The following is a 25,156-nucleotide window of genomic DNA, read 5'->3' as shown; positions in this document are numbered from 1 at the left end:
CATTTTTCATGCGGCCGATGCTATCGCGTGGCTGCCAGAGTCTCGGGAAGGTCCTTGGGCCAGGCATCCAGCACCGCTTTCACCAGGGTCGCCAGGGGGATCGCGAAGAACACGCCCCAGAAGCCCCAGAGCCCGCCGAACAGCAACACCGCGCAGATGATCGCCACCGGGTGCAGGTTCACCGCCTCGGAGAACAGCAGCGGCACCAGCACGTTGCCATCCAGCGCCTGGATGATCGCGTGGGCCACCATCAGATAGATGAACTGGTCGCCCCAACCCCACTGGAAGAAAGCAATCATCGCCACCGGTACGCTCACCACCACCGCGCCGATGTACGGCACCACCACCGACAGGCCGACCAGCAGGGCCAGCAGCGCCGCGTAATTGAGCCCCAGGTAGGCGAAGGCGATGTAGGTCACCGCGCCGGTAATGACGATCTCGATGACCTTGCCGCGAATGTAATTGGCGATCTGCTGGTTCATCTCGGCCCAGACCTGTTTCATCAGCCCGCGCTCGCGCGGCAGGTAGCGGTGGAACCAGGTATGGAAGCGCTTCTTGTCCTTGAGGAAGAAGAACACCAGGATCGGCACCAGCACCAGGTAGATCATGACGTTCACCACCACCGGCAGGCTGGCCAGCGACGAGGTCAGCGCCCACTGGCCGATCTGGCCAAATTCGCCGCGCGCGGTCTCGATGGCCTTGAGCACCTGCTCCTCGCTGATCAGGCTGGGATAGCGCTCGGGCAGCATCAGCAGCACGCTCTGCCATTCGCCGAGCATCCGCGGCAGTTCGTTGAACAGGGTGAACAATTGCTGCCAGAGCAGCGGCAGCAGGACCACCAGGAACAGCGCCAGCAAGCCGAGGAACAGGCTGTAGACCAGCCACACGGCGAACAGGTGGGGCACCCGGAAGCGTTCCAGCATGCCGACCACGCCCTGGATCAGGAAGGCGATCACCATCGCCGCCAGTACCGGCGCGAGCATCCCGCCGAAGGCGAGGATGACGCTGAAGCCGAGCACCAGCATGATCGCCAGCACCACTGCCTCCTCGTCGGAGAAGTAGCGCTGCATCCAGTCGCGTAACACCTTGATCATCGGAAATCCTGAATCGGAACGGCGAAGGCTCCGCTAACGCTTGCGCAGCCAGTATCGATAGACGCCTTCGGCGGCCTCTTCGCGCAGCAGTTCATGGCCGGCGAGCTGGGCGAAGGCCCGGAAGTCTCGCTGCGACCCGGCATCGGTGGCGATCACCTTGAGCACCCCGCCGCTGGGCAGGCGGTTCAGCTCCAGCTTGGCCTTTAGCAGGGGCAGCGGACAATTGAGACCACTGGCATCCAGCTCCGCGTCACATACCAGGGGGGATGAATCGTTATCCGTCATGACAGCCTCTCCCGAAGGGCCGACAAGCATACCCAAGCCTATCCGCCGCTGGCCAGTTGAAACGGCGCTCGAAGTCCAACAGCTTCGGGTCTCGGGCAGATACCTAGGCAGTGCCGATAACCAACGGCTAAAGTAAGGCCTTTGCCAACCTGAGCCTCCTGCATGAATGTACTGCGCCCTGCCCTGTTGACGCTCGCCTGCATGCTCGCTTCGCCGGTCATGTCGGACGATCTGCCCTCCCTGGGCGACGCATCTTCCTCGATCGTTTCGCCGGAGCAGGAGTTCCAGCTGGGCCGCGCCTGGCTGAGCATGCTGCGCAACCAGGTCGATGCGATCTCCGACCCGCAGCTCAAGGACTTCGTCGAAAGCAGCGTCTACCGGCTGGCCGAAACCAGCGACCTGCAGGACCACCGGCTGGCCTTCATCCTCATCCGCGACGCACAGATCAACGCCTTCGCCGCGCCCGGCGGCGTGATCGGGGTCAACGGCGGGCTACTGCTCAACGCCCAGACCGAAGGCGAGTATGCCGCGGTGCTGGCCCACGAACTCGGCCACCTGATCCAGCGCCACTTCGCCCGCGGCATCGAGGCACAGCAGCGCATGCAACTGCCGGTGATGGCAGCGATGCTCGCCGGCATCGTCGCCGCGGCCGCCGGCGCAGGGGATGCGGGTATCGCGGCGATCGCCGGGACCCAGGCGGCGGCGATCCAGAACCAGTTGCGCTTTTCCCGGCAGAACGAGCAGGAAGCCGACCGCGTCGGCGTCACCAACATGGTTCGCGCCGGTTACGATCCGCGCTCGATGCCGAACATGTTCGAGCGCCTGGCGCGGCAGTACCGCTACGACGGCAAGCCGCCGGAGTTCCTCCTCACCCACCCGGTCACCGAATCGCGTATCGCCGACACCCGCAACCGCGCCGAACAGTATCCCCAGGGCGGCAAGGAAGACAGCCTGCGCTACCAGCAGATGCGCGCGCGCACCCAGTTGCTCTTCGAGGAAACCCCGGGGATGGCCGGCAAGCGCTTCCGCGCCATGCTCAACGACAATCCCAAGCTGGATGCCGCGCGCTACGGACTGGCCATCTCGCAGACGCGCATCGGCCAGCTCAACGATGCCCGTGACAACCTCAGGCAATTGCTGGCGAAGGCACCCAACGACGTCGCCTACAACCTGGCCCAGGTCGAGCTGGACATCACCGCCAACCGCCTGCCGGATGCCGACCAGCGGTTGAAGAAGATGCTCGCCCAGTTCCCCAGTAGCTACCCGCTGAAACAGGTGCGCGCCGACCTGATGCTGAAGATGAGCAAGCCGCAGGAATCGGAGAAGATCCTCGACGACCTGAGCAAGGCGCGGCCGCTGGACCCGGATGTCTGGAACCGCCTGGCCGAGGTGCGCAGCCTGACCAACAACGCCATCGGCGTGCACCAGGCCCGGGCCGAGTACCTGTCTCTGACCGGCGACTACCAGGCCGCCATCGAGCAGCTCGATTTCGCCAAGCGCCGCGCTGGCGGCAACTTCCAACTGGCTGCGCGACTCGACGCCCGCCAGCAGGAAATTCGCCAGCAGGAAAAGATGGTCAAGGAAATGTTCCGCTGAACGGCGTATCCGAGGAAAAACGCCCGGCGATGCTCGTCGAAACAGGGGGTTGGGCGAACAACCGCACCGCGCTTACTCGCCCTACGCAGCGGGACGCCCTCGCCAGGTTCAGGCGTTCCCGGCCTGGCGCAGGCGCGCGGCCTGGGTGAAGTCGAGCATGCGCTTGAGCGGACGGACCGCCCGCGGGATCAACGCCGGGTCGACGAAGATTTCCCCGCTGCCCTCGCGCAGGCAGGCCAGGGTCCGCTCGAGCGTGTTCATCGCCATCCACGGGCAGTGCGCGCAACTGCGGCAGGCGGCGCCGTTGCCGGCGGTGGGGGCCTCGATGAAATCCTTTTCCGGGCACAGCTGCTGCATCTTGTAGAAGATGCCGCGATCGGTGGCGACGATGAAGGTCTTGTTCGGCAGGGTCTGCGCGGCCTTGATCAACTGGCTGGTCGAGCCCACGGCATCGGCCAGCGCGACCACGCTTTCCGGCGATTCGGGGTGGACCAGGATGGCGGCGTCCGGGTAGAGCGCCTTCATGTCTTCCAGCTGCTTGGCCTTGAACTCCTCGTGGACGATGCAGGCGCCGTCCCAGAGAAGCATGTCGGCCCCCGTCTCGCGCTGGATGTAGCGTCCCAGGTGCTGGTCCGGTGCCCAGAGGATAGGCTCGCCGTTGTCCATCAGGTGTTCGACGATCTCCACCGCGCAACTGGAGGTCACGACCCAGTCGGCGCGTGCCTTCACCGCCGCGGAGGTGTTCGCATAGACCACCACGGTCCGTTCCGGGTGCTGGTCGCAGAATGCCGAGAACTCATCCACCGGGCAGCCCAGGTCGAGCGAGCAGGTCGCTTCGAGGGTCGGCATCAGCACGCGCTTCTCAGGGTTGAGGATCTTCGCCGTCTCGCCCATGAAGCGCACCCCAGCCACGACCACCGTCTGCGCCGGATGCTGGTTGCCGAAACGGGCCATCTCCAGCGAATCGGATACGCAACCGCCGGTCTCCTCGGCCAACGCCTGGATCACCGGATCGCAGTAGTAATGCGCCACCAGTACCGCGTTCTGCGCCTTCAGTTCGGCCGCGATCGCCGCGCGATGCTCGGCGCTCTCCTGCTCGCTCAACACGCGGGGTTGCTTGGCGGCCAGGTGGGCCTGGACCAGGAGTCGTTCGGAAATGTGCGTCATAGTCGCTACACCTGAAGGCGCAACAGCGCGTCTCTCGATTTTATACCCGGCGGCAGGCTGGACCGCCGGGAGCTGACGATTGCAGGTTTCGGGCACGGCACCCGCGACACCCTCGAGCGAAGCTCGGGGTATCCGCCTGCAAGGCCGCGGATTCTAACCGCATAGGTCGCGCCAGGGCCATCCCGGCGTCCGTACCGGCCTGGCCGGTGGCTACGCTAACAAAAGACATAGGTTTCGGTCGTTAGACCTACGCGACATAATTTTTTCGTTTCTTAGAACCGTCCCTAGCTCGGCTCACTCCACGACCGAACACGACATGCCGGCATGCCAGCGTTAATACTTTGGTATTAGGCCCTTGGTATTAGCGTTAAATAACCGGTAAATATCCGGATTTTCTTTTCGTCGAATTTACGAGCAATATGAAACATATTTCGTTGAAATAAGCTCTTCTTTCACATAATTATAAAAATATCCTGAAACAGAGCCGTCATCCCTCACCTCCAAAACGACGACTCCCCGTGCCGTGCGCCCGCCGCGCAGAAAGCGAGCCGGCGGCCGATTCCACCCTCGCACGCCAGCCCTTGCGCTTCACTGACCGACGGGAGGTTTCCCCGATGAAAACGTCATCCAGAAGACAAGTTGAAACACTCGGGCGCTATCTATCGAGTCCTCGACGCTTCTTCCACAGTAGCGGCAACCTGACCCGATCAAGGGAAGCGGCACGCGCCACCCAATAAAAGGAATAAGGGATGCCTATTCATAACCTGAATCACGTGAACATGTTCCTCCAGGTCATCGCCTCCGGTTCGATTTCCTCCGCTGCGCGGATCCTGCGCAAGTCGCACACCGCGGTCAGCTCGGCGGTCAGCAACCTGGAAATCGACCTGTGCGTGGAGCTGGTCCGTCGGGACGGCTACAAGGTCGAACCCACCGAGCAGGCGCTTCGCCTGATCCCTTACATGCGCAGCCTGCTGAACTACCAGCAGCTGATCGGCGACATCGCCTTCAATCTCAACAAGGGTCCGCGCAATCTCCGGGTGCTGCTGGACACCGCCATCCCGCCGTCGTTCTGCGATACGGTGAGCAGCGTACTGCTCGACGATTTCAACATGGTCAGCCTGATACGCACCTCGCCCGCCGATAGCCTGGCGACGATCAAGCAGGACAACGCGGAAATCGATATCGCCATCACCATCGACGAGGAACTGAAGATCTCCCGCTTCAACCAGTGCGTGCTCGGCTACACCAAGGCGTTCGTCGTCGCCCATCCGCAGCACCCGTTGTGCAATGCCTCCCTGCACAGCATCGCGAGCCTGGCCAATTACCGGCAGATCAGCCTCGGCAGCCGCTCCGGGCAGCATTCGAACCTGCTGCGGCCGGTCAGCGACAAGGTGCTCTTCGTGGAAAACTTCGACGACATGCTGCGTCTGGTGGAAGCCGGCGTCGGATGGGGCATCGCGCCGCATTATTTCGTCGAGGAACGCCTGCGCAACGGTACCCTGGCAGTCCTCAGCGAACTCTACGAACCGGGCGGCATCGACACCAAGGTGTATTGCTACTACAACACCGCGCTGGAATCCGAGCGCAGCTTCCTGCGCTTTCTCGAAAGCGCCCGCCAGCGCCTGCGCGAACTGGGCCGCCAGCGTTTCGACGATGCGCCGGCCTGGCAACCGAGCATCGTCGAAACGGTGCAGCGCCGCTCAGGCCCGAAGGCGCTCGCGTACCGCCAGCGCGCCGCACCAGAGTAGAGCGTTCTCCAGCAGACGCTGGCCGTGGGTGGTGAGAATCGACTCGGGATGGAACTGCAAGCCCAGCTGTCGATTGCGCGGATCGGCCATCGCCATGATCTCACCATCGGCATCGGCCAGGCAGTCGAAACCTTCCGGCAGGCGACTGACCACCAGCGAGTGGTAGCGCGCGACGCGCAGGTCAGCGATGCCGTCGAACAGCGGGTGATGCTGATCGAAACGCAGGGACGTGCTCTTGCCATGCAGCGGTTTCCTCGCCTCGCCCACCGCGCCACCGGCGGCCAGCGCCAGCGCCTGGTGGCCGAGGCAGACGCCGAGCACCGGCAAGCGCCCGCGGGCCCAGGCGAGCAATTCCAGCATGCAGCCGGCGTCTTCCGGCCGACCGGGCCCCGGCGACAGCACCAGCAGTTCGCAACCGTCGGCCAGCAATGCCGCCTGGATCGTCGGCAACGGCGTATCGTTGCGCATCACCCGGACCTCCGCGCCGAGCAGGCAGAACTGCTCAACCAGGTTGTAGGTGAAGGAATCGAAGTTATCCAACAGCGTGATGCGCATCGCGCTCTCCCCTTTCGCGTTCGGCAGCGGCCACGGCGGTCAGCACCGCCAGCGCCTTGTTGCGGGTTTCCTCGGCCTCCAGCCGTGGATCCGAATCCAGCACCACGCCGGCGCCTGCCCGGACCCGCGCGATACCTTCGCGGACCTCGGCGGAGCGGATGACGATGCTGGTATCGAGGTTGCCGGCGCTGTCGAGAATGCCGATCGCGCCACCGTAGCTGCCGCGATAGCCATCCTCGTACTGCCGCAGCAACTGCATGGCACGGACCTTCGGCGCACCGACCAGGGTGCCCATGTTCAGGCAGGCACGGTAGGCATGCAGCGCATCCAGTTCGCCATGCAGTTCGCCAGCCACGCGCGAGACCAGGTGCATCACGTGGCTGTAGCGATCGACCTTGAGCATGTCGCGCACCTGCCGGGTACCGCTGCGGCAGACCCGCGCCAGATCGTTGCGCGCCAGGTCGACCAGCATCATGTGCTCGGCGATCTCCTTGGCGTCCAGGCGCAACTCCGCTTCCAGGCGATTGTCCAGTTCCGCATCGATGGCGCCCCGGGCATCGCGTCCGCGCGGGCGAGTGCCGGCGATGGGATAGAGTTCCACCTCGCGACTCTCCGCGTCGTACTTCAATGCCGACTCCGGCGAAGCGCCGAACAGGCAGAAGTCCCCCGCATCGAGGAAGAAGCGGTACGGGCTGGGGTTGCGCAGGCACAACTGGCGATAGGCCCGCCAGGGGTCCGCGCACGGCATGCTGAAGCTGCGCGACGGTACGATCTGGAACACGTCGCCGGCCCTCACGTGGGCCTGCAGGCGCTCTACCTGGCGGGCAAAGCTCGCATCGTCCAGGTCGACCTGGTAGTTGCCGGCCCGTACGCCTGCCACCGGCGACTCGGAAGCCTCCTCCACGGCGCCATGGAATTCGTCGGCACACTGGCGCAGGCTGGCGGCCAACCGGTCGTGCCCGGCCGGATCGTGGACGAACGCCTGCAGCGAAGTCCGGCGCGCCAGGTGATCGATATCCAGCAGCAACTCCGGCACCAGGAACAGGTAGTCCGGGCAATGCCGCGCAGGTTCGGCCGGCGCCGGCAAGGGTTCGAACTGCTCGGCCAGGTCGAAACTGAACAGGCCGCCCAGCAGCGCAGGCTCCTCCGCGTCGCCCAGCGTTCCGAGCACGCGGCGCAGCGCCTCCAGGCTGGACAGGCCATGCAGGCGTCGCCACTCGTCCGCCTGCGACTCTTCCTGGGGGAAGCGCCAGTGCAGGGTGTCGCCGTCACGCAAGCAGGTGACCTGGGCCGGACAGGCCTCGCTCAACGGTGCCAGCAAGGCGCGTCCGTTGGCGTTCAACGCCCGCAGCACTACATCGCGCCCCCAGCACTCGATGCGCAGGCAGCTGGAAAGGATCGCCACGCTACGCCGCGCAGCCTTGCTGTCCACGTCGAAGCAGTCGAACAGCATCCGGTTGGCGCCGGCCATGCGCCAGATCGACAGCGCCTCCGGCACCAGCGTGCGGTACTCCAGACTTTCTTCCAGTCGATAGCCAACCCCGCTCACGAGCCATCTCCCCGCGCCCATGGGCGACTGGCCTGCGCGACGCTAGCGCGCAACGGCATGTTCATCATCGATAACCCCCTTTTCCCCCAATTGCGACCGCTGCCGTCGGCGGCGATCGCCGCAATGGATGTCCCGCCTCAGTCCAGAGGCAGCGCCTGGCGGGAGAGAATCTCCAGCATCCGGCGCATGCTCCCCAGGTGCAGTTCGCCGGGCAGGAAGTCGACGCTCTGCCCACCCCAGGCGCGGTGCAGCTCCTCGCTCAGTTCGTCGAGGGACTCGCCCATGGACTGGCGCCAGAGCAACCGCCGGCACAGGCGCAGACACTCGGTATAGGCCGACTCGGCCCCATCCGCGGCCAGCCGCCCCCGCAGCAGGCCGCCGTGTCCCGGGATCAGTTGCAGCAGGGTCGGCAGACGCTGCAGACGTTCCAGGGACTCCAGGTAAGCCTCCATGTCGTCGAACACCAGCGGCCGCCACACCCCCTCTGCCTCGTCGAACTCGCCCAGGGCATCGCCGCAGAACAGGCGTCGGCGTCGCACGTCGTAGAAAACCACGTGATCGTCGCTGTGGCCGTGGGCCTCTATGACCTGCAGGCGATGCCGCGGTCCCAGCTCCAGCCACTCGCCGTCGGCCACCGCGCGAACCGGCAGAGCGTCCCAGGCACAGGCCTCGGGCAACCGCTGCTCCGCACGCAACAGTTGCCGGTTCAAGCGCTCGACCACCCGCACCGCGCTTTCCGACTTCCAGGCCTGGCAGGTCCGCTCGGACGCCAGGACCTGTACGTTCGGCAGCCGCGGACACAGGTAGGGCAGCAGGCCGCAGTGGTCGTAGTGCTTGTGGGTGATCAGCCAGTAGTGCACCTGGGACGGATCGGCGACCCAGCGGCACAGGTCCGCCCAAACCAATTCGGCATCCCGGCTGATCCCTCCTTCAACCAGCGCCCAGCTCGCCTCACCGAGACGCAGCAGAAACACCGGCACCTGGACGTCCCCCAACAGGCACAGGTCATCATCCAGTTGACCGGGAGCCGAAAGCCTCAACATGGCCGGTTCACCTCCTCAGGTTTACGGTACAGCGCCGCGCCCCAGGTCGCGCCGGAACCGTAGGTCAGGACCAGCACCCGCTGTCCGGGCTGGATGTCCGGCCAGAACATCGCCAGCGTGACCGGGGTCGAGGCCGAAGCCATGTTGCCCAGACGATCCACGGTCACCGCGAACTTGTGCTGGGGAATGCCCAGTTGCTCCTGCACCGCATCGAGGATGCGCAGGTTCGGTTGATGGCAGATCACATGGTCGATGTCGTCCAAGGTCAGCTCATGGGCCACGAGCATTTCGCCGGCGATCCGTACCAGGGTCTGGCTGGCATGCTCGAACATCGGCCGGCCGCGCATGAGGAACTCGCCCCCGCCCTCGCGCAGGACGTTCTCATCAAGGAAGGTCGGCGAGGCACTACCCGGCGCCGCGGTCATCAGCAGGTCGAAGTAGTTGCCGTCGGCGCCCAGGCGCAGGTCCAGCAGTCCGTCTTCGAGACTCTCGCCGGCGCTGACCACCACCGCGCCGGCACCGTCGCCGAGCAGGATCGACAGGTTGCGGCCGCGGTCCGAACAGTCCATGCGCTTGGACAGCACCTCGCCGCAGACCACCAGGACATGCCGTGCCAGCCCGGCGAGGATCTGCCCGCGAGCCATCTGCAAGCCGTACAGCAACCCGCTGCACTGTGCCCGGATATCCAGCACCGGGATGTGCCGCAGGCCCAGCAGCGGCTGGATCAGGCAGGCCTGGGACGGGTCGTGGTGGTCCGGCGACAGGGTGTTCACCAGCAACAGGTCGATGTCCTCCGGCAGCAGCCCGGCAGCCTCGATGGCCTGGCGCGCCGCCGGTACCATCAGCGCGCTGACCGCCTGTTCCGGCTCGACGTGATAGCGGGTGCGTACGCCGGTGCGTTCAACGATGAACTCATCCGACGTGTTGATGCGCCCTACCAGGTCATGATTGCTGACCTGGCGTTTCGGCAGGCTGAAACCCAGCCCGGCCAGGATCGGATTACCCATGTACAGCCCTCCTCGGACACCGTGGTTCAACATGGCGATGCCTCAGCACACCAGCACCTCGCCCAATTGCCAGACCTGGGCGGCGAAACCCCAGCCGGTGGCTGCGCCGGCCATGACGATACGATCGCCGGGGCGGATCTTGCCCTCGCGCAGGCCGGCCATCAGGGTGTACGGGATGGAAACGGAGATCATCACGCCGGTATCGCCCATCGTCAGCTGGTACTGCTCCGGACGGGCACCGATGCCCTCGGCCCAGGCCTTGACCAGGAACGGCGCTGGCTGGTGGAAGACGAAATAATCGATGTCATCGCTGCCCAGGCCGGCCTTTTCCAACGCCCGGCGCATCGCGATCGGCACGTTGGTCGGGACGAAGCTGGCCATCTTGTTCTGGCCGTCGCTGAACAACGAGAAATACAGCCGCGGCTTGGCCTCGCCGGTCGGGTTTTCCGGCAGGCGCCAGCGACCGGTGGCCACTTCATAGAACGTGGCGTCGCTGTGTTCGGCCGAAGCCAGCAGATCGCAGCTGTCGTCGTCGCCGCGGGTCAGCAGGGCCACCGCGCAGCCATCGGCGAACAGGGTCGAGGTACGCGAGGTAAAGTCGAGCAGGTTGGAGATGTACTCGCTGCACACCACCAGCACTTTCTCGGCCTTGCCCTGGCGGATCATGCTCGCTGCCAGGCGCAGGTTGAGCAGGAAGCTGGCGCACTCCATCTGCGAATCCAATGGCAGCGCCCGGCTCAGGCCGAGCTGCTTGGACAGCACGTTGGCCATGCGCGGATAGAGACGCCCGCGCAGGTCCGGCAGGACATCGCCGGCGTCGGTCATGATCGGCGAGGAAGCCGAACAGATCAGCATGTCCACGCTATCCGGCGCGGTATCGCTGCTGCGCAGCAGGCGCTCGGCGGCCCGGACCACCAGGCTGAACTCGTTCTCACCGTTCCGCGGGTCGAAATAGCCCCGCCGATTGACGCCCCAGAATTGCCACCAGGACTCGCTGAGGTCCGGTACCGCGGCGAACACCGGATCGTCGTTTTCGTAGCTGCGAGCCGGAAGTTCACAGGTGATCGCTGCCAGTTTGACCTTATGCATGAACTTCTCCCGCCAGTTCCAGGGTCACGCCCTCCACCACCATGCCGAACGGATCGAAGCTGATCAGCAGCAGTTCATCCAGACGGTCGCGCTGCGCCGCGCGCAGTTGCGACGCCAGTTCGAACGGCCCCAGGCAACGACCATCGGGCCGCCCCTGGCCGAACCATTCCTCGCGCACCCAGTTCAGTTGCGGGAAGTCTCCGGCCAGACGGGTGAATCCATCGCGTACCGCTTCGGGCAATCCGGGTTGGGCCGGCAGGTTGAGGTGTCCCTTGACGTCGCCTACCTGGCGAATATCGGTATTCAGCGGAATGCTCAGCGGCAGCCATTCCTGCGCCGGATCACCGCCCAGCGCACCGCGACGGAACGCGGCCTTGCCGGTCGGCCGGCAGAGCAGCGCCAGGGCGCCGTCGGCAAGGGCGAAGCCAGACTCGCTGTCCACTTCCAATCCCTGGCTGGATTCGCCGCGCACGACCAGGACGTTGCGATAGCCCTGGTCGCTGGCGAGGGTATCGACCACGTAGAGGGCGCGAGCCAGGCTCGAGTCGGTGAGGTCGAAGACATGCGCGCGATTCGCGCCGAGGATCTTCTGCAACGGATGGCCGATCTTCGGCGCCATGATGTCGCGGTTCTCGATCAGATGGTCGGGAGACAGGGCGAGGCCGACGATCAGGTCGATCTCCTCGGGCTTGACCGCCGCCTCGTCCAGGGCTTCGCGAACCGCCGGCAGCAAGCGCTGCATCAGCATCTCGTCGCCCTGGGCGCGAGGGCGTTCGCCTCCCAGCGGCCCCTCCAGACACACATAGGATGGGGGCAGGTTCACCCCCACAGCCTGAATCAACATGCCCGTTCCTCCGGAAGGTTGTCGTGATAAAGGGTGTCGGCCAGGTGGCGCAGCTCGGCGCGCGCCAACTTGCCGTTGTCGTTGCGCGGCAAGGCCGGCAGCACATGCAATTGGCTAGGCAGCATGTGCGAGGGAATCTGTTCGGCGAGATGCTGGTCGATACGCTGCGCCAGCAGGATCTGGTTGTCGTCCAGCGGAGTGGCCAGGGTGACGAACAGGGTCGGACGCAAGCCGTCGTGCAGCCGGCAGGTAGGAACCAGAACCGCCTCGCTCACTTCCGGCAGATGACGGCAGATCGCCTGCTCGACCTGGGTCGGCACCACCCAGCGGCCATTCACCTTGAACAGATCGTCTTCCCGCCCACAGTGGCGGTAGGCACCCGACTCGTCGCGCTCGAACAGGTCGCCGGTGCGATACCAGCCACCTGCGAAGCGCGCCTGCTGCTCTTCGCTGGCCCGCCAGTAACCCGGACTCAGCCCAGGGCCACGCACCAACAGCACGCCTTGCTGGCCCGCTTCCTCGATAGTGTGTTCTTCGCGGTCCACCAGCCGGCACTCATAGCCAGGCAACGGCAGCCCGGTGCTGTCGGCACGCGCCTGCCCCGGGCGGTTGGCGAGGAACACATGGCCGACCTCGGTAGCCCCGATGCCGTCGCAGATCTCCAGCCCGTGCGCGGCCCAGAATTCGAACTCGCCGCGCGGCAGCGGCGAGCCGGCGGAAAACGCCAGGCGCACGCTGCTCAACAGCTCCCTGGCCTGCGCACGCAGCGAGGCATAGATGGCTGGCACCCCAAACAGGACCCGGGGGCGGAAGGCGACCAGGTTCTCCAGGACGCGCTCCGGGCTCGGCCAGGTATCGTCGAGCAGCGCCGAGGCTCCGCTGAACCAGGGAAAGAACAGGCTGTTGCCCATGCCATAGCCGAAGAACATCTTGGGAATCGAATACAGCCGGTCTCCCGCCTGCAATGCCAGCAACTCCGTAGCGAACGCCCGACAGAATCCGAGCGTGTTGCGCAGGCTGTGCATCACCCCCTTGGGCGCCCCGGTGGAACCCGAGGTGTATTGCAGGAAACAGGCTGCCGCCGGGTCCTGGCGATGGAAGGCACTCCAATCGAGGTCCGCAGGGCCGACCAGCGCGTCCAGCGAGAAATCGTCGAGCAAAGGGCGACCGGCGGCCGCACGCAGGGTCAACGGCGCCAAAGGACCGCTCAGCGACGGTGCATCGGCTTCACGTACCACCAGGCTGGCCTGGCAGTCGGCAGCGATATCGGCCAGGGCCTGCTCGCGGGACTTGGGGTTGATCACGGCGGGAATGGCGCCGACCGCGATGCAGGCCAGGAACAGGCAGGCCAGCGAAGGCGAGTCGTTCAACGCCAGCACCACGCGATCGCCGGGCTTGAGCAGGCGGGCCAGTTGGCTGGCCTGGGAGAGAATGTAGGTCCGGCATTGCAGCCGGCTGAGAGTCTGGCCCCGATAGTGATAAACGGCGGTATCGGGATCGAAATCGAGGCGGAACAGAACCTCGGTCAGGTTGGCCAATGTGGACATGACAGAACGTTCCCTCTTCAGCGATATGCATCCGAATCAGGAGATACCTGAGCCAGAGCGCTTGCTTTGTCAGGAACGGGAAACTAGCGGCGCTGGGCGAAGCGCGATATTCGGAGTCCGAACGAAAAAGTTTCGGGGAGAAGAACCACGGGCTTCGTAGGCCGCGGCAATCGGCGCGATCCAAACCGCGAGAAATTTGGCACACCCACCGGACTGCGCGGGATCCGAGAACGGCAACCAAGCAAGAAGGGCGGCAGCCTCTTTACGCAAGAGCCCCATCGGCCAGACAAAAACCGTTACAACCCTTGCTCGAGGCCGCGTCCGAACCCATGAGATGGCAAACCAATGACAACCCACTTTGCTCGGCAAATCGCCTCCCAGATCTCACAGTTCGAGGCGCTCGGCCTGGGCTCCACGGGGGCGACGGCATGCCTGGAAGCGAGCGGCCATCCATCGGGCCGATAGCGCTCCACCCCGTCTCACCTGCCATTTGCAGGCCTCCCTGTTGAAATCCCATTGCGTAGTACACTGGGCGATCCTGCCGAAGAGGACACCTACATGCCCCATAGCTACAGGAAAATGGAATCGCCGGTCGGCACACTGACCCTGGTAGCCAGGGACGATGCCTTTCTGGTCGCGATTCTTTGGCAGCATGAGCGTCCCAACCGAGTACCGCTGGACGAGATGCGCCTCTCCGAGGACAGCTCCCTCCTGGCGGAAACCGAACGCCAGTTGCGGGAATATTTTTCCGGCAAACGTTCCCGGTTCGAACTCCCGCTCGACTTCCAAGGTACCGAATTTCAGAAAAAGGTCTGGTCCGCCCTGCTCACCATTCCATTCGGCGAGACCCGCAGCTATACGGAAATAGCCGTGCAGATCGGCAGCCCCAACGCAGTACGGGCGGTTGGAGCCGCCAACGGACGGAACCCACTGTCCATTGTTGCACCTTGCCATAGGGTGATCGGAGCCTCTGGCGGCCTCACCGGTTTCGCCGGTGGGTTGGCCGCCAAGCAGTGGTTGCTGCGTTTGGAAACCCGAGGCAGGACACCAGACCTGTTGAGCATGATCGAGGACGAGTGAGCTGCCGCTTGCCCTCGCGCCCGGTGTTCACCGGAAAAATCCTCGCCTTTTGACTTGACCCGACTGCAGCGGGGACATTTCAGATCGAGGACCGACGGCAACTGAGCGCAACTCGTTCGTACGTCAGGTCCTTGTTCCTGGGCGGCAACTGATAGTCGACGGAACAGGAGCCATCGCTCCAGCGAATGGACAGGCGCCCCTGGTCCTCGATACCGAACACCAGCAAACGGGACAGGTTGTCGACCATTCCCACGACCCGCTCTTCCTTGTCGTATGCCTGTGCACCGAAGGGAATCTTTCCTCCAGACTCCATGCTCAGGACGAACTGCACCCGCCGACCGGACTCCGCGGAGAAACGCTTGGCAACCACGGCGCCCCGGGTCGGCACGGCCATTTGCGTGCTGTCGCTGATCTCGGTATCGCTTCCAAGGGTATTGGTATCCAGGTTCACCCAGTTGTAACGATAGGGTTGCATGTAGGGGAGCACGGCATAGCCACGGCCGTCGGTGCGAACCGAAGAGTAGCCGTCGAGGCCGACGCCGCCAACCTCCGGAACCTCCACCAGGCCGAACGTTTCCCCCACCGGCTGGCCGAAGGTCACTCCCCCCGGATGCACCACTACCGAACCGCTTGCTCCCAGGTTGATCTGCTTGTTGTCACGCCCCTGGCTGTAATTGGCGGACAACTTGGCCTTGGACGTGTCCCAACCCAGGCCGACGCTGCCGGAGTTGCCGCCGTCCTTGCTGTAGTTGGCCTGTGCGCTGTAGTTGAACGCATTGGCTTCATCCAGGTATCCGGAGATACCGGTGTTCAGACTCGAATCACCATGCTGTGAACTCACGGCATTGGCATATACCTGACTGGAGCGTGCGCTACCGCCCAAGGGGATGCTGACGGAGGCCGTGAACTGGGTATCGGAGCGCCCGAACGACCCCGTCTCCTGGGTACGGGAAACCGCCAGGCTGTAGCTCGCGCGCTTGATGCCGCTGCTGAAGCCGAACTGCACGCGACGGCTGCTGCCGGGGCGATTCCAATATGTGGTTTCGCCCGCCGTGAGATAGAGCGAACTGCGTCGGAACAGCGTCTGGTTCACCGTCAGGTCTATGCGGCTCTTCTGCCGACTGGAACTTGAGCCATAGAGGTAGCTCTCGTCGGACATGTCGTCGATATGTTGGCTGAGAGTACGGTAGCCTTCCGTGGAATAGCGATAGCCCACCACGGTAAAGCTGGTTTCGGTGGCGTTGATGGTCTTGGAATAGAGAAGCCGCAGACTCTGCCCCTGGTTGCGCCCACCCCGTCGCGTGCGGGACTGGCTATGGGTCACGTCCGCAGAAAGACCGCCCAGGGGCGTGTTGAAGCCGAGGCCCAGGTTGGTGGCATTGTACTTCTTCGCAGCCAGCAGGCCGCCAAAGCCGGTAACCCTGTCGGACAAGCCATACACAGCCGATCCCTGGAGCAGGTTGACCGACGGCTGGCCGTCATTATGGTATTCACCGGCGGCCAGGCCATAGCGCAGGTTCCCCTTGCGGGTCATGACCGGCAGGTAGGAATAGGACTGCTTGAAGGACCGCTGGCGTCCGTCCGCCTCGATGATCTTGATCTCCAGGTCACCATTGGAGCCGCTGGGATAGATGTCGGTGATCTCGAACGCACCGGGCGGTACGTTGGTGGAATAGATCACGAAGCCATTCTGGCTCACCTCGACCGTCGCATTGGTTTCAGCGATACCGCGCACCACCGGGGTATAGCTGATCTCGTTGTCGGGCAGCATGCCGATATCGGATTGCAGTTGCACGCCGCGCATACGCACGCTCTCGAAAGCATCCCCCTGAGCGGAGGTATACAACTCACCGAGGGACAAGGTCCCCTTCAGGGCACGAATGTCACGTTCCACATAGGTACGGTTGCTACTGAACTTGTTGCGCATGCCGGTACCTCCGCTCAGGGAAGAGTCGTTGCGCAGGCGCCAGCCAAACAGGTTGAAGCCGTTGCGCAGACCCAGGTAGCGGTAATCGCTGTTCTGGCCAAAATTGGTGTTGCGCGTGAAGTTGGCCTGGTAGTTGGAAAACAACGCGGTGACGCCGTCATCCCAAAGAGAGGGATCCACATAGCCACGCGAGTGCCGCTGTACATACAGCTGTGGAATGCTGACCAGCAGGGAAAGGCTGTTGACGTCGAACTCTACGGATGCACCGGGGATGAGTTCGGCGACATTCAGGGGCGTATTGTTTTCCAGGTTGGCCGGAATGAGCTTGTCCCGAGTCAGCCGGGCGATATCGACCCCAATCTCCTTGAGCAGGCCCATCCGAATGATCGGGCGAACGCTTCCGGTGTCGGGATCGGCACTGAACACGACATCTTCGCGTCGGATCATGATCTGGTTCAAATGAATGTCGACGCTGTAAGTGCCGGGCGACACCGAGTTGCCGTTCTCGAAATACTTCAGTTCAACGGGCGCCCCGCCCTCGTTGTTCAGGAACTCGGCGTTGAATTCCACCGCGGAAGTTACGGCAGGCAAAGCCAATCCCAAGGCCACGAGACAGGAAGACCTGGAATAGACGGACACCTTGAGGTCGAACCTTTTCCTAAATATGGCCACGCGAATATTCCTTGGACTAATTTCCGACAAACCGGAAAAACCCATCCATAGGGGAAGTTAAGAGCAGCTCTTCTGCCCTTCTGCTCTTCTGAGCTTCAGTCGGATAAGGAGCTGGAATGTTTATCGAGGCCGCCATAGTCATTTACGCTCTGGAACTCGATATTTCCAGAAACGCCGGGGGGAGTTCCCTTGATTTCGAATCGGCGACTCGACTTCGGCGCGACCATGTCGGCATCAACGACATAGGAGGCATTGCCAGCTTTTAATTTCACGTTGGCGAAAGAGACATGAAACGCAGTATCGTTGGAAACTTCGACAACCGTCTTACCTCCCTGCCGAACAAGACGCCAGATCAACTTTCCAGGCGCTTCGGCGGAAGTTCCCGACAAGTTATCGGGGCGGTAGAAGACCTTGATACGCTGGCGCAAAGCTATCTGCAACGTATTAGCCGACGCAGATTTTTGCGGAATTTCCTGGACGTTCAGGCGGAATACGGATTCCCTGTCGCTCGGCAAGCCTTCCCCTTGAAACAGGATACGCAGGGTTTGCTGCTTGTTGCCTCCCAAACGACTTAGGGCAGGCGTGATGGCAAACGGGACCTCGCGATTATCTGCCCCATTATCAGCCTCTACCCAGGATTGAATCATCACGTCCTTGGAAGCCTGGTTCCTGACCAGGATTGCAGCCTCCTTGGCAGGCGCCTGCAGAACGACCCGGGTTCCTCCCAGTGTGATTCCCGCATTGGCAAGGGTGGAAAAAAGCAAAAGGATGCCACCCCAGATAACTCTGGAAGAAAATGGATATTTCATGACGAACTCACACCTCATGGAGCGGGGTATATACATACCCCGCCCATGTAGCAGAACTTAGTTGTATTCCAGGGTGAAGGGCAGGGAGCCGTTGGCAACACCTGCCGTAGCGGCCGCAGCGCCAGACTTTACGTAAGCAGCCCGCAGATTCAGATTGGCGCTGTAAAGGGTGATGTCTTGGCCTTCGCCATCTTTTTCAACCCTGGAATTCAAGGGTGCATCAATGGTCTCGTTCGCCGACAGGTTCAGCAGCTTGCCATCGGAACCATAGATGCCAATACCGACGCCAGTGGCAGTGGAGTCTTTACCAAGCTTCAGCAGGCTTTCGTTGTGCGAATCGATGCCGGTACCGGACATCGGGTCGAACTTCAGCTTCACGGTGGTCAGACCGGTACCGGTCTTGCCACAGTCCAGGTTCAGATTCAGGCTGGTACCACCAGCGATGCTGCCGCCCGCGGTGCCGCTCAGCGAGTCGATGCTGATCTTGCCGAGGTTTACGTCGATGGTCTGGTTGCCCGCTGCACCGCCAACGGTGGTGCCAGCACCTCCAGTGATGCTGCAAGCGGCCGCGGTGATTTCACCTTTGAAATTGATGGTGCCGTCTGCCGCCATGGCATTGCCGACGACCAGGCTGGCTACTGCGGCAGCCAGAATGCTTTTCATGGAAATGGACACGATTGAGCTTCCTTTTGACAGTGAAAGTGTTGCGATTTTTGAACTCTATAAGAGCCAGCAACATTCTCCGAAAAGCCGAATAGAACGACAACGAAGCACTTCCCAGGCAATCGTGTGAAACTTCCCCAGTGCTTGTATGAAGTTTCCTACAAGCGCCAAAAACCTCGTAGTTAAAAACCCTCCGACACCACAAGCTCGCTGCCACCAACAGCCAAAGACAATGAACGATCCGAAAGAAGCGCCATCAGCTTCGATAGCGCCTCTTATATGGAAGAATGAAAAACCAAGACAAATCAAAGCAAACCCAGCAAGTACCCAATTACCCCATTGCCCCAGCAGCAAACGCGGAGCTTATGGGTTCGAGAAATCCATGCTGGAGAATAGAGGCGATTCAGGTTATGGAGAGACCTGAACAGCTTCTGAAAGTTCTATCCGTCCCGATCTCTAGAGCCTTGCCAATTCGGTTGAGATACTGATTTCGAACGCACTTAGTTTGCCTTCCAATGAAGAGGCCAGATTGGCTATCCGCTCGGAAGACTCCGATGGGTTCTGGCAAGCCTTTTCAAGGCAGGAACAAGACTCGACCAATAGGCTGCTGCCCACCACCCTCGCAGCCCCTTTTATCCTGTGCGCAAGTTCGGCCACTCCTTGCAGGTCTGCGAGTTCAAGCAATTCCGCCAACCGAGTACGATCATCCCGACTGCTGGCCAATAAAGTTTCCAGCAACCGCCGCAATGCAGCCGGCTCGCCGCCGGTAATGGCCTCCAGCGAACGAATGTCGAAAAGACTTTCCATCGGCGATTCCGAACCAAGCGCTTTCATACAGACTCCATCGATATGCTTAAAGGAAGGTCACTGCGCATTGCGCTGTCCCGCCTGCGGGACTCCAGGCATCCGTAGAACGACAAGGCCGTATATGCCGTCCGGGCCAGTTATCCGCAAGCAGCATAAGGGAATTGCCTCCGCCTCTGCCGTCCAAACAGGGGAGCATCGCTTGTTGCGCCTCATCGAACGGCCCCAAACGGCCCTGGAAACGCTCATGGCCGGCACGGAGTCTACCTTTGCCAGCCGACCGCAGCCGGCCCGACCGCTCGCTTCGGGGAGGGAAACTCCTACGGTAAGTCTGTGCGAAGAGGCGTCATCAGTTGCGACCGCCTGACGGTTCGAAGCGAACCTGGCAGTGGAGCCATCGCTGCGACACGCGAACCTGGGTTACGCGCATGTGTTGGAAAGCGACGGTCGCAACCAGGGTTTGATGAACCACTATTGGCGTGCACAGGCATACGAGGAAGACGCAGGGAACACCTGGTTGAAAACCAGCTCTACAGATCATCGAGCAGCGAGGGTTCTATCTATGGCACAACCATTGGACGGCTCGCACGACGCGGACCACCCGAAGGCCGAAAAAACGGAAGGAAAGGTGCCATCGGTCAGCGATCCCAGGGCGCTTGCCCATCTTCTGGAATTGATACTGTCCACCGCCCAGGCCGGTCTCGCCTTTTCCAAGGACCGCTTCGACATCGGACGCTTTCGCGCGCTCCAGCATGCCGTCGCCGAATTCATCGCCAGCGACCAGGGGGTAGCGTACGAACGGGTCGAGAACTGGATCGCCCTGGACAGCCACTACCCGACCCCGAAACTGGACGTCCGTGCGTTGATCCTCGACTCGCAACAGCGGGTCCTGCTGGTCCGCGAGGCCTCGGATGGTCGCTGGACCCTACCGGGCGGCTGGTGCGACGTAAACGAGTCGCCGGCAGATGCGGTAGTTCGCGAAACCCAGGAAGAGAGCGGACTGGAAGTCCGAGCGATACGCCTGTTGGCATTGCTGGACAAGCACAAGCATCCCCACCCTCCCCAACTGCCGCATGCGTTGAAAGCTTTCTTCTTCTGCCACGTCACCGGTGGCAGGCTTCAGCAACAAACGGACGAAACGTCGGCGGCCGAGTACTTTCCGGTGGACGCCTTGCCGCCGCTTTCCGAGCACCGGGTACTGGCCTCGCAGATCCAGACGTTATGGCAGCGAATCCGCGCAGGAACGCCAGAGGCGCTTTTCGACTAGGCTGCAGACCTCATGGAGTCATCGCGCGGCAGACGGCCTGACCCCAACGGCGTCCAGCAGGCGCACCCGGCAGATCGACCGACCAGCCGATGAGCGCCTGCCGCCCTCCCCCATCGCCGGCAGCTTGACGCCGCCAACAGCGGTGCAGCGTGCCTTCCGAGCAGTAAAGCCAGCCCGTCGTTCTCGTTCGAATGCTTGCCGGAGCGCACCCGAAGCGCCAGCCGCCCGACCATCCCGAACGTGCAAGCTCCGAGCGAGTTCCCCCCGCTTCGTCCATAGCTCATCCGTGCTAGTCGACCCTCACCTTGGGATGCACCTATGATTCGTCCCTTGGATGACCCTCCGCGGTCGGGAACAAGACATTCAAGGACGAACTCATGGGCAAACCATTCCTTCACGCTCGGCGCTGGCTGCTGCCGCTCGCCTTCATCTGCACGGCAACGACTGCGGTCGCCGAAAGCACCGGCGACTACTGGATCGTCTACGGCAAGGGCGAACGCTACAACAACGAGGTATTCGTCGCCAACGCCACCGGCATCTTGCAGCAACCCAAAGGTATCCAGTCGGCGCAGATCATCCAGCTATTCGAAGACCGGTCGATGCCGACGCTGACGGCCTACGAGGTCCAGTTCAAGTGCAAGGAGCGCAGCGTCCGCTTCGACAACGCACGCGCCATGCGCCGCATCGACAACGTCATCACCAACGTGAAAACCGTCGACGGCTGGATCGACCCGGAGAAATACGATTATTGGCTGCAACGCTCGTTCGCCTTCGTCTGCGCCCCGGCCATCCGCGACAACAACCAGATGTTGCCGCTGGGCAAGATGCCCATTGCGCGCATGGTGCAGACCGTCCAGGCAATGTTCGTCGAACTGCAGGGCGTCCAGGCCAAGAAACAGACCATGCGCGATCTGGATGCGATGCTCGGCAACGAGTAGAAATGAAGGAAGGCGGCTTGCCGCCCTCCTCCGGAGCGCCACGGAGCAGGTCAGCGGCATGCCGCTCGCAGCGTCCTGCCGGCCGTAGCCAGCGCCGCGACGAATAGCCAGAATGTGTCTCTATGCGAGGAGCGCGCGGAGCTGCGCGGGGACCTCCATGACTTCGCGGGTATCCGGGGAGACACAGACCTGCGTCAGGCTCGCAGTGAACGCCACCACGTCCGGCGAAAGACGTCCTTCGACTGAAAACGAGAAAGAATGCGTCCCCACGTTCGACACACCCACTCGCAGCGTGAGTTCGTCGTCCCAGGTGACCGGATGCAGGAATTCCAGGGAGAACGCTCTCGCCGGGGGAAGAATCCTGAAACCCAGGAGGGTTCTGAGCCCCGGCCCTCCCAGCCAGACCCCGAGCGCCTCCTGCACCGCTTCCAGCACGAAGTATGAAAAACGTGGCGTATAGACGATCCCTTCGGGATCACAGTCGCCAAACAGTACCGTTCTTTTTATGAAAACCGGGGTCGGCATCGCGTCACTAATCCAGTCGCGAGGAAAGGAGCTTCACTCTATGAAAGTCCAGGCCCACTGACAAATCCTCGGATAGCCATGCACCTGTTCACCAGGCTGCATGGAAACAGACTGGCAGGCACACGAATGTGGGCCAGTGCCGATATAACTGGCGAAAGCACGAAACCAGCCGCTCGTTCTGGCGCGCTGTGGATCAGATATCCGGACTCCAGAAACAGAAAAGCCCACCTCGAGGGCCTCGGCTCGTTGAACCAGGATGGGGCTCGGTAGAAATGGTGTTGGCACGACAACTCATTGCAGCATGAACAGATAGGCCACCTTCGGGTGGCCCATCTATTAGAGAAATTACCAACTGCGGATTTTATTGGCAGTATCGCTCCTTCCCCTTGCGTTCAAACGAACACTAACGCGCTGGTTTGTATCTGAGCTGGAACCAACTCACCCGTGGGCTCTAGCAATGGCACTAATCGTGAATGTCCTTCCCGCAGCCTATCGTGCAAGCGGTTCAGTGCATCCACATCGTCAACGCCATCACGTGCCTCAGCCCAGAGCACAAGTCTACCGGCATCGTCCGCCGCAAGTTTCACCGGTGCCAAGGATGAGAATGGAGAGTTCACTTGTAACAATTGCAAGATCACACCCAGCGGTAACCCTGAAGGCACAAGTCCCAACTCGACGACGAAAAGCCAACCGCCCTCGAGGCGCTCCATAACCAGTTCCGGTCCCTCTGCCGGTTGCAGCCGCAACGTGGCATCGTTGCTCGAGGGAAGTCTCAAGCCCCACTGTGCCAGCCATGTATCAATCATGTGAACTCCTTATTCCGCCAAGCCTTAGCCATCTCAACGGTAGTCGAACTCAAGGGTTTGCCGAAACGCAGGAAGCCTCGTGCCGAGTAGTTGTCGACGATATCGTTCAGCGCTTGATTGATTTCCGCCGGACTGGTGGCATGCCGTAGCTGCTCCTCCGCCCGACGTAACAGAGCTACGTTGGAATCCGGCTGGCCAGGGCGATACAGAGAGGGGAAGATAACTTCCTTACGAATGTTCTCGGCAATAACCGCCACTTTGCGGCGCTGCGCCTCTGCTAACGCAGCGGCGAGCACCGGCGACTGCACCGTCTGCCCGCGCATGGCATCGAGTAACTGCTGATGATCAACGTTATCAGCATGGTTCAACTCAGCTGCCAACCATGCTAGGCGTTCCGGAGTATCTGCCAGCGCATCGAGTCGCTGAAGAGCGGAGCGCATAGCCTCGTCCAACTTGAGCCTACCCGCCAAGCCATTGGCGCTAACGATAGCGACAGTCAGCTCGGTGAACGCATCCCGCGCCTTCTGGCGAAAAGCCACCGCCCCGTCTGTGATCTCCGGGTTCTGTTGAGCAACACTGGTGAGCATACTGTCATCAAGTGCCAGCAGCGCCTCGTCGAGAGAAGCGAAGGTATGACGCTCTGAAGCCTGAAGACGTTTCTCCAGATGTTCACCGACTCGCTCCTGGAGGCGCTCCTGAAGATGCGCCTTGATCTCGTCCAGCATGGTGAAGTTCAAGGTGCCACCGAGCATGCCACTGAAATCACCGCGCTCGCTCTTCAACGGCACCACAACGGTTTGCTCGCGCAATTCCTCCAGGCCCTCGAGCTGCAGCATTTCGCGCGCCTGCAGGGCAGGCACCCCGACGACCCAGCCCTTGAGCGCGCCGCCCCTAGTACCTCGGTCGGGCGCTACCTCCCCAGCTTCGCCCTCGAACTCAAGGATCAGGTTGTCGTTGCGCCGCAGTGGCCCGCTGTCAAAATTCTTGTCGATCATCTCAGGGACCGGCACGTTAATCATCACCCCGCCATCCTGGAATTCTGTCCACTCTACGCCGGCCTGGTACGGCTGATCACTCAAGCTGACCTTCTGGAACACTCCTGGGAAGGAACCGGAGATATGTGCCGCCTGGGCGACCTCCAGATCCGGTGTGTGGCTGGCATTGAACACCACTAATTGCGGACGCCCCTCGAACATGGCCGTACCTGTGATGTTCAGCGTCTTAATCTGGGGAATGTAAGCACTCAACCGATCTAGATCGCCAAAGGTGACTCCGGAGCCGGACTGCAATCTGCTGGCGATGGCGGCAACGGTCGGCTGGCGTGCAACCTCTGGATGCGTAGCGATCTGTCCGAGCACGGCCTTGCGTGTCTCGTCGCGCAATAGGCGTTCTAGGGGCTCAGCCCGCGAATCTATGCGTGGGAGTACATTGAGCAGCAACTCAGAGAAGCCGCCGATCTTGTTGCCCAAGCCCTTTTTCAGCGATGCGCCGATCTCGCTGCTAATGTGTTGGAACAGCTTCAGCTTCTTGTTCGAGCTATCGAGCAGCGAAATAAGATCCATCTTGTCGGAAAGGGTCTTGAACGCCGCCGGGCTCATACCTGAGGCCAAAAGGGCGGCGGTGATGCCGCCAGCGGACGAACCGGACATGCTGCGGATGCCATCGAGCATGCCTTTCTCTTCTAGCGCCAGCATTGCTCCCGGGTATGCCGCACCTTTGGCACCACCGCCGCTTAGGACCAGACTGGTCAATGGTGGCCGACTGAGCTGTAGCTCGGTGACTCCGTTCTCAAACTGGCGCAGAGTGATCTGCCGCGGCCCTGCCGAGTCAGTCAGAGTACGGGACTCCCCTTGCCCTTGGGGACTGCTGAAACGCACGTCACTAACGCTTTCCGGCAACTTCCCGGAAAGTATTCCCGGCGTGCTCTTTAGGGCAACCCCGAGACCTTGCCCTGAAGGTTCCTGACGCAAGCTGGCGGACTTATGCGCTGCCTGCGACGGGGTTTCGACAGGCTCCTGATTCAGCGAGGAGGCAGTAGCCCCCAACGATTGGATATGCATGTTCGCTCCTTGAAATACCGAGGGTTCGGAGCAAATATTAGGAAAACCGGCCATAAGGTTTTGCCAGTTTCGGACGTTTTT

The 25,156-nt window shown here is 62.1% G+C and carries 22 protein-coding genes; 5 read left to right on the top strand and 17 right to left on the bottom strand.

The window, feature by feature from the left end; genetic code table 11:
• Positions 1 to 20: 20 nt before the first annotated feature.
• Together VQ065_RS10130 and VQ065_RS10125 are read right to left on the bottom strand one after the other, a co-directional pair.
• Positions 21 to 1,094: an AI-2E family transporter gene (locus VQ065_RS10130; RefSeq protein WP_003086260.1), complete on the bottom strand. Its 1,074-nt coding sequence runs from the start codon at positions 1,092 to 1,094 to the stop codon at positions 21 to 23.
• Between the two features lie 33 nt (positions 1,095 to 1,127).
• Positions 1,128 to 1,379: a sulfurtransferase TusA family protein gene (locus VQ065_RS10125; RefSeq protein ID WP_003086258.1), complete on the bottom strand. Its 252-nt coding sequence runs from the start codon at positions 1,377 to 1,379 to the stop codon at positions 1,128 to 1,130.
• A gap of 162 nt (positions 1,380 to 1,541) precedes the next feature.
• On the opposite strand from VQ065_RS10125, the gene VQ065_RS10120 reads away from it, so the two are divergent.
• A complete protein-coding gene (locus VQ065_RS10120) occupies positions 1,542 to 2,975 on the top strand; it encodes a tetratricopeptide repeat protein (protein WP_003086256.1) in 1,434 nt (477 codons plus the stop codon).
• A 108-nt stretch (positions 2,976 to 3,083) separates the two neighbouring features.
• On the opposite strand, the gene nadA is transcribed toward VQ065_RS10120, so the two are convergent.
• Entirely contained in the window at positions 3,084 to 4,142 is a 1,059-nt protein-coding gene (gene nadA / locus VQ065_RS10115) for a quinolinate synthase NadA (protein ID WP_003086254.1), read from the bottom strand.
• Between the two features lie 749 nt (positions 4,143 to 4,891).
• Between nadA and mvfR the strand changes: the two genes are divergently transcribed.
• Complete coding sequence (gene mvfR / locus VQ065_RS10110; protein WP_003086252.1) at positions 4,892 to 5,890, top strand: multiple virulence factor transcriptional regulator MvfR; 999 nt, start codon at positions 4,892 to 4,894, stop codon at positions 5,888 to 5,890.
• Here mvfR and phnB read toward each other — a convergent pair.
• The 7 genes from phnB to pqsA all read right to left on the bottom strand — a co-directional run bounded on the left by phnB (position 5,843) and on the right by pqsA (position 13,524).
• The gene (gene phnB, locus VQ065_RS10105) at positions 5,843 to 6,445 is read right to left on the bottom strand and encodes an anthranilate synthase component II (RefSeq protein ID WP_003086250.1); all 603 of its coding nucleotides are present in this window, start codon (positions 6,443 to 6,445) and stop codon (positions 5,843 to 5,845) included. The two genes, mvfR and phnB, sit on opposite strands and share 48 nt — an antisense overlap.
• Positions 6,423 to 8,015 carry an anthranilate synthase component 1 gene (locus VQ065_RS10100; protein ID WP_003140752.1) on the bottom strand — a complete coding sequence of 531 codons (1,593 nt, stop codon included), beginning with the start codon at positions 8,013 to 8,015 and terminating at the stop codon, positions 6,423 to 6,425. The genes phnB and VQ065_RS10100 overlap by 23 nt, the downstream gene beginning before the upstream one ends.
• Positions 8,016 to 8,131: 116 nt before the next feature.
• The gene (gene pqsE / locus VQ065_RS10095; RefSeq protein WP_003086247.1) at positions 8,132 to 9,037 is read right to left on the bottom strand and encodes a 2-aminobenzoylacetyl-CoA thioesterase PqsE; all 906 of its coding nucleotides are present in this window, start codon (positions 9,035 to 9,037) and stop codon (positions 8,132 to 8,134) included.
• Positions 9,031 to 10,044 (bottom strand): anthraniloyl-CoA anthraniloyltransferase, encoded by a 1,014-nt coding sequence (gene pqsD / locus VQ065_RS10090; protein ID WP_003086245.1) that lies wholly within the window; start codon positions 10,042 to 10,044, stop codon positions 9,031 to 9,033. Before pqsD ends, pqsE begins: the two co-directional genes overlap by 7 nt.
• A 42-nt stretch (positions 10,045 to 10,086) precedes the next feature.
• The gene (pqsC, locus tag VQ065_RS10085) at positions 10,087 to 11,133 is read right to left on the bottom strand and encodes a 2-heptyl-4(1H)-quinolone synthase subunit PqsC (RefSeq protein ID WP_003086243.1); all 1,047 of its coding nucleotides are present in this window, start codon (positions 11,131 to 11,133) and stop codon (positions 10,087 to 10,089) included.
• Positions 11,126 to 11,977 (bottom strand): 2-heptyl-4(1H)-quinolone synthase subunit PqsB, encoded by an 852-nt coding sequence (gene pqsB, locus VQ065_RS10080; protein WP_003086240.1) that lies wholly within the window; start codon positions 11,975 to 11,977, stop codon positions 11,126 to 11,128. The genes pqsC and pqsB overlap by 8 nt, the downstream gene beginning before the upstream one ends.
• Complete coding sequence (gene pqsA, locus VQ065_RS10075) at positions 11,971 to 13,524, bottom strand: anthranilate--CoA ligase (protein ID WP_340080393.1); 1,554 nt, start codon at positions 13,522 to 13,524, stop codon at positions 11,971 to 11,973. Before pqsA ends, pqsB begins: the two co-directional genes overlap by 7 nt.
• Before the next feature lie 558 nt (positions 13,525 to 14,082).
• Here pqsA and VQ065_RS10070 point away from each other — a divergent pair.
• Positions 14,083 to 14,604, top strand: coding sequence for a methylated-DNA--[protein]-cysteine S-methyltransferase (locus VQ065_RS10070; protein ID WP_003086236.1), 522 nt, complete (start codon positions 14,083 to 14,085; stop codon positions 14,602 to 14,604).
• Positions 14,605 to 14,683: 79 nt separating this feature from the next.
• Here the strand turns inward: VQ065_RS10070 and VQ065_RS10065 are convergent, their stop codons facing one another.
• The 4 genes from VQ065_RS10065 to VQ065_RS10050 all read right to left on the bottom strand — a co-directional run bounded on the left by VQ065_RS10065 (position 14,684) and on the right by VQ065_RS10050 (position 19,509).
• On the bottom strand, positions 14,684 to 17,203 hold the full coding sequence (locus VQ065_RS10065) for a fimbria/pilus outer membrane usher protein (RefSeq protein ID WP_003086235.1): 2,520 nt from the start codon (positions 17,201 to 17,203) through the stop codon (positions 14,684 to 14,686).
• A 95-nt stretch (positions 17,204 to 17,298) separates the two neighbouring features.
• Positions 17,299 to 18,012: a fimbrial biogenesis chaperone gene (locus VQ065_RS10060; protein WP_003086233.1), complete on the bottom strand. Its 714-nt coding sequence runs from the start codon at positions 18,010 to 18,012 to the stop codon at positions 17,299 to 17,301.
• A gap of 57 nt (positions 18,013 to 18,069) precedes the next feature.
• Positions 18,070 to 18,687, bottom strand: a complete 618-nt coding sequence (locus VQ065_RS10055) for a fimbrial protein (protein ID WP_003086231.1) — start codon at positions 18,685 to 18,687, stop codon at positions 18,070 to 18,072.
• A gap of 444 nt (positions 18,688 to 19,131) precedes the next feature.
• Positions 19,132 to 19,509: an Hpt domain-containing protein gene (locus VQ065_RS10050; RefSeq protein ID WP_003134050.1), complete on the bottom strand. Its 378-nt coding sequence runs from the start codon at positions 19,507 to 19,509 to the stop codon at positions 19,132 to 19,134.
• Positions 19,510 to 20,107: 598 nt separating this feature from the next.
• Here VQ065_RS10050 and VQ065_RS10045 point away from each other — a divergent pair.
• The gene (locus VQ065_RS10045; RefSeq protein ID WP_003086228.1) at positions 20,108 to 20,746 is read left to right on the top strand and encodes an NUDIX hydrolase; all 639 of its coding nucleotides are present in this window, start codon (positions 20,108 to 20,110) and stop codon (positions 20,744 to 20,746) included.
• Positions 20,747 to 21,123: 377 nt separating this feature from the next.
• Entirely contained in the window at positions 21,124 to 21,684 is a 561-nt protein-coding gene (locus VQ065_RS10040; RefSeq protein WP_003086226.1) for a hypothetical protein, read from the top strand.
• Positions 21,685 to 21,804: 120 nt separating this feature from the next.
• Here the strand turns inward: VQ065_RS10040 and VQ065_RS10035 are convergent, their stop codons facing one another.
• The 3 genes from VQ065_RS10035 to exoU all read right to left on the bottom strand — a co-directional run bounded on the left by VQ065_RS10035 (position 21,805) and on the right by exoU (position 25,075).
• Positions 21,805 to 22,209 carry an acyl-CoA thioesterase gene (locus VQ065_RS10035; protein WP_003108604.1) on the bottom strand — a complete coding sequence of 135 codons (405 nt, stop codon included), beginning with the start codon at positions 22,207 to 22,209 and terminating at the stop codon, positions 21,805 to 21,807.
• 392 nt (positions 22,210 to 22,601) lie between these two features.
• A complete protein-coding gene (gene spcU / locus VQ065_RS10030; protein WP_003134054.1) occupies positions 22,602 to 23,015 on the bottom strand; it encodes a CesT family type III secretion system chaperone SpcU in 414 nt (137 codons plus the stop codon).
• Complete coding sequence (gene exoU, locus VQ065_RS10025; RefSeq protein WP_023098783.1) at positions 23,012 to 25,075, bottom strand: type III secretion system effector cytotoxin ExoU; 2,064 nt, start codon at positions 25,073 to 25,075, stop codon at positions 23,012 to 23,014. Before exoU ends, spcU begins: the two co-directional genes overlap by 4 nt.
• Between the last annotated feature and the right edge of the window lie 81 nt (positions 25,076 to 25,156).

Origin of the sequence: Pseudomonas sp. KBN10P06128 (assembly GCF_037574945.1) — a bacterium.
GTDB classification, from domain to species: Bacteria; Pseudomonadota; Gammaproteobacteria; order Pseudomonadales; family Pseudomonadaceae; genus Pseudomonas; species Pseudomonas aeruginosa.
This window is presented reverse-complemented; position numbering and strand designations above follow the sequence as displayed.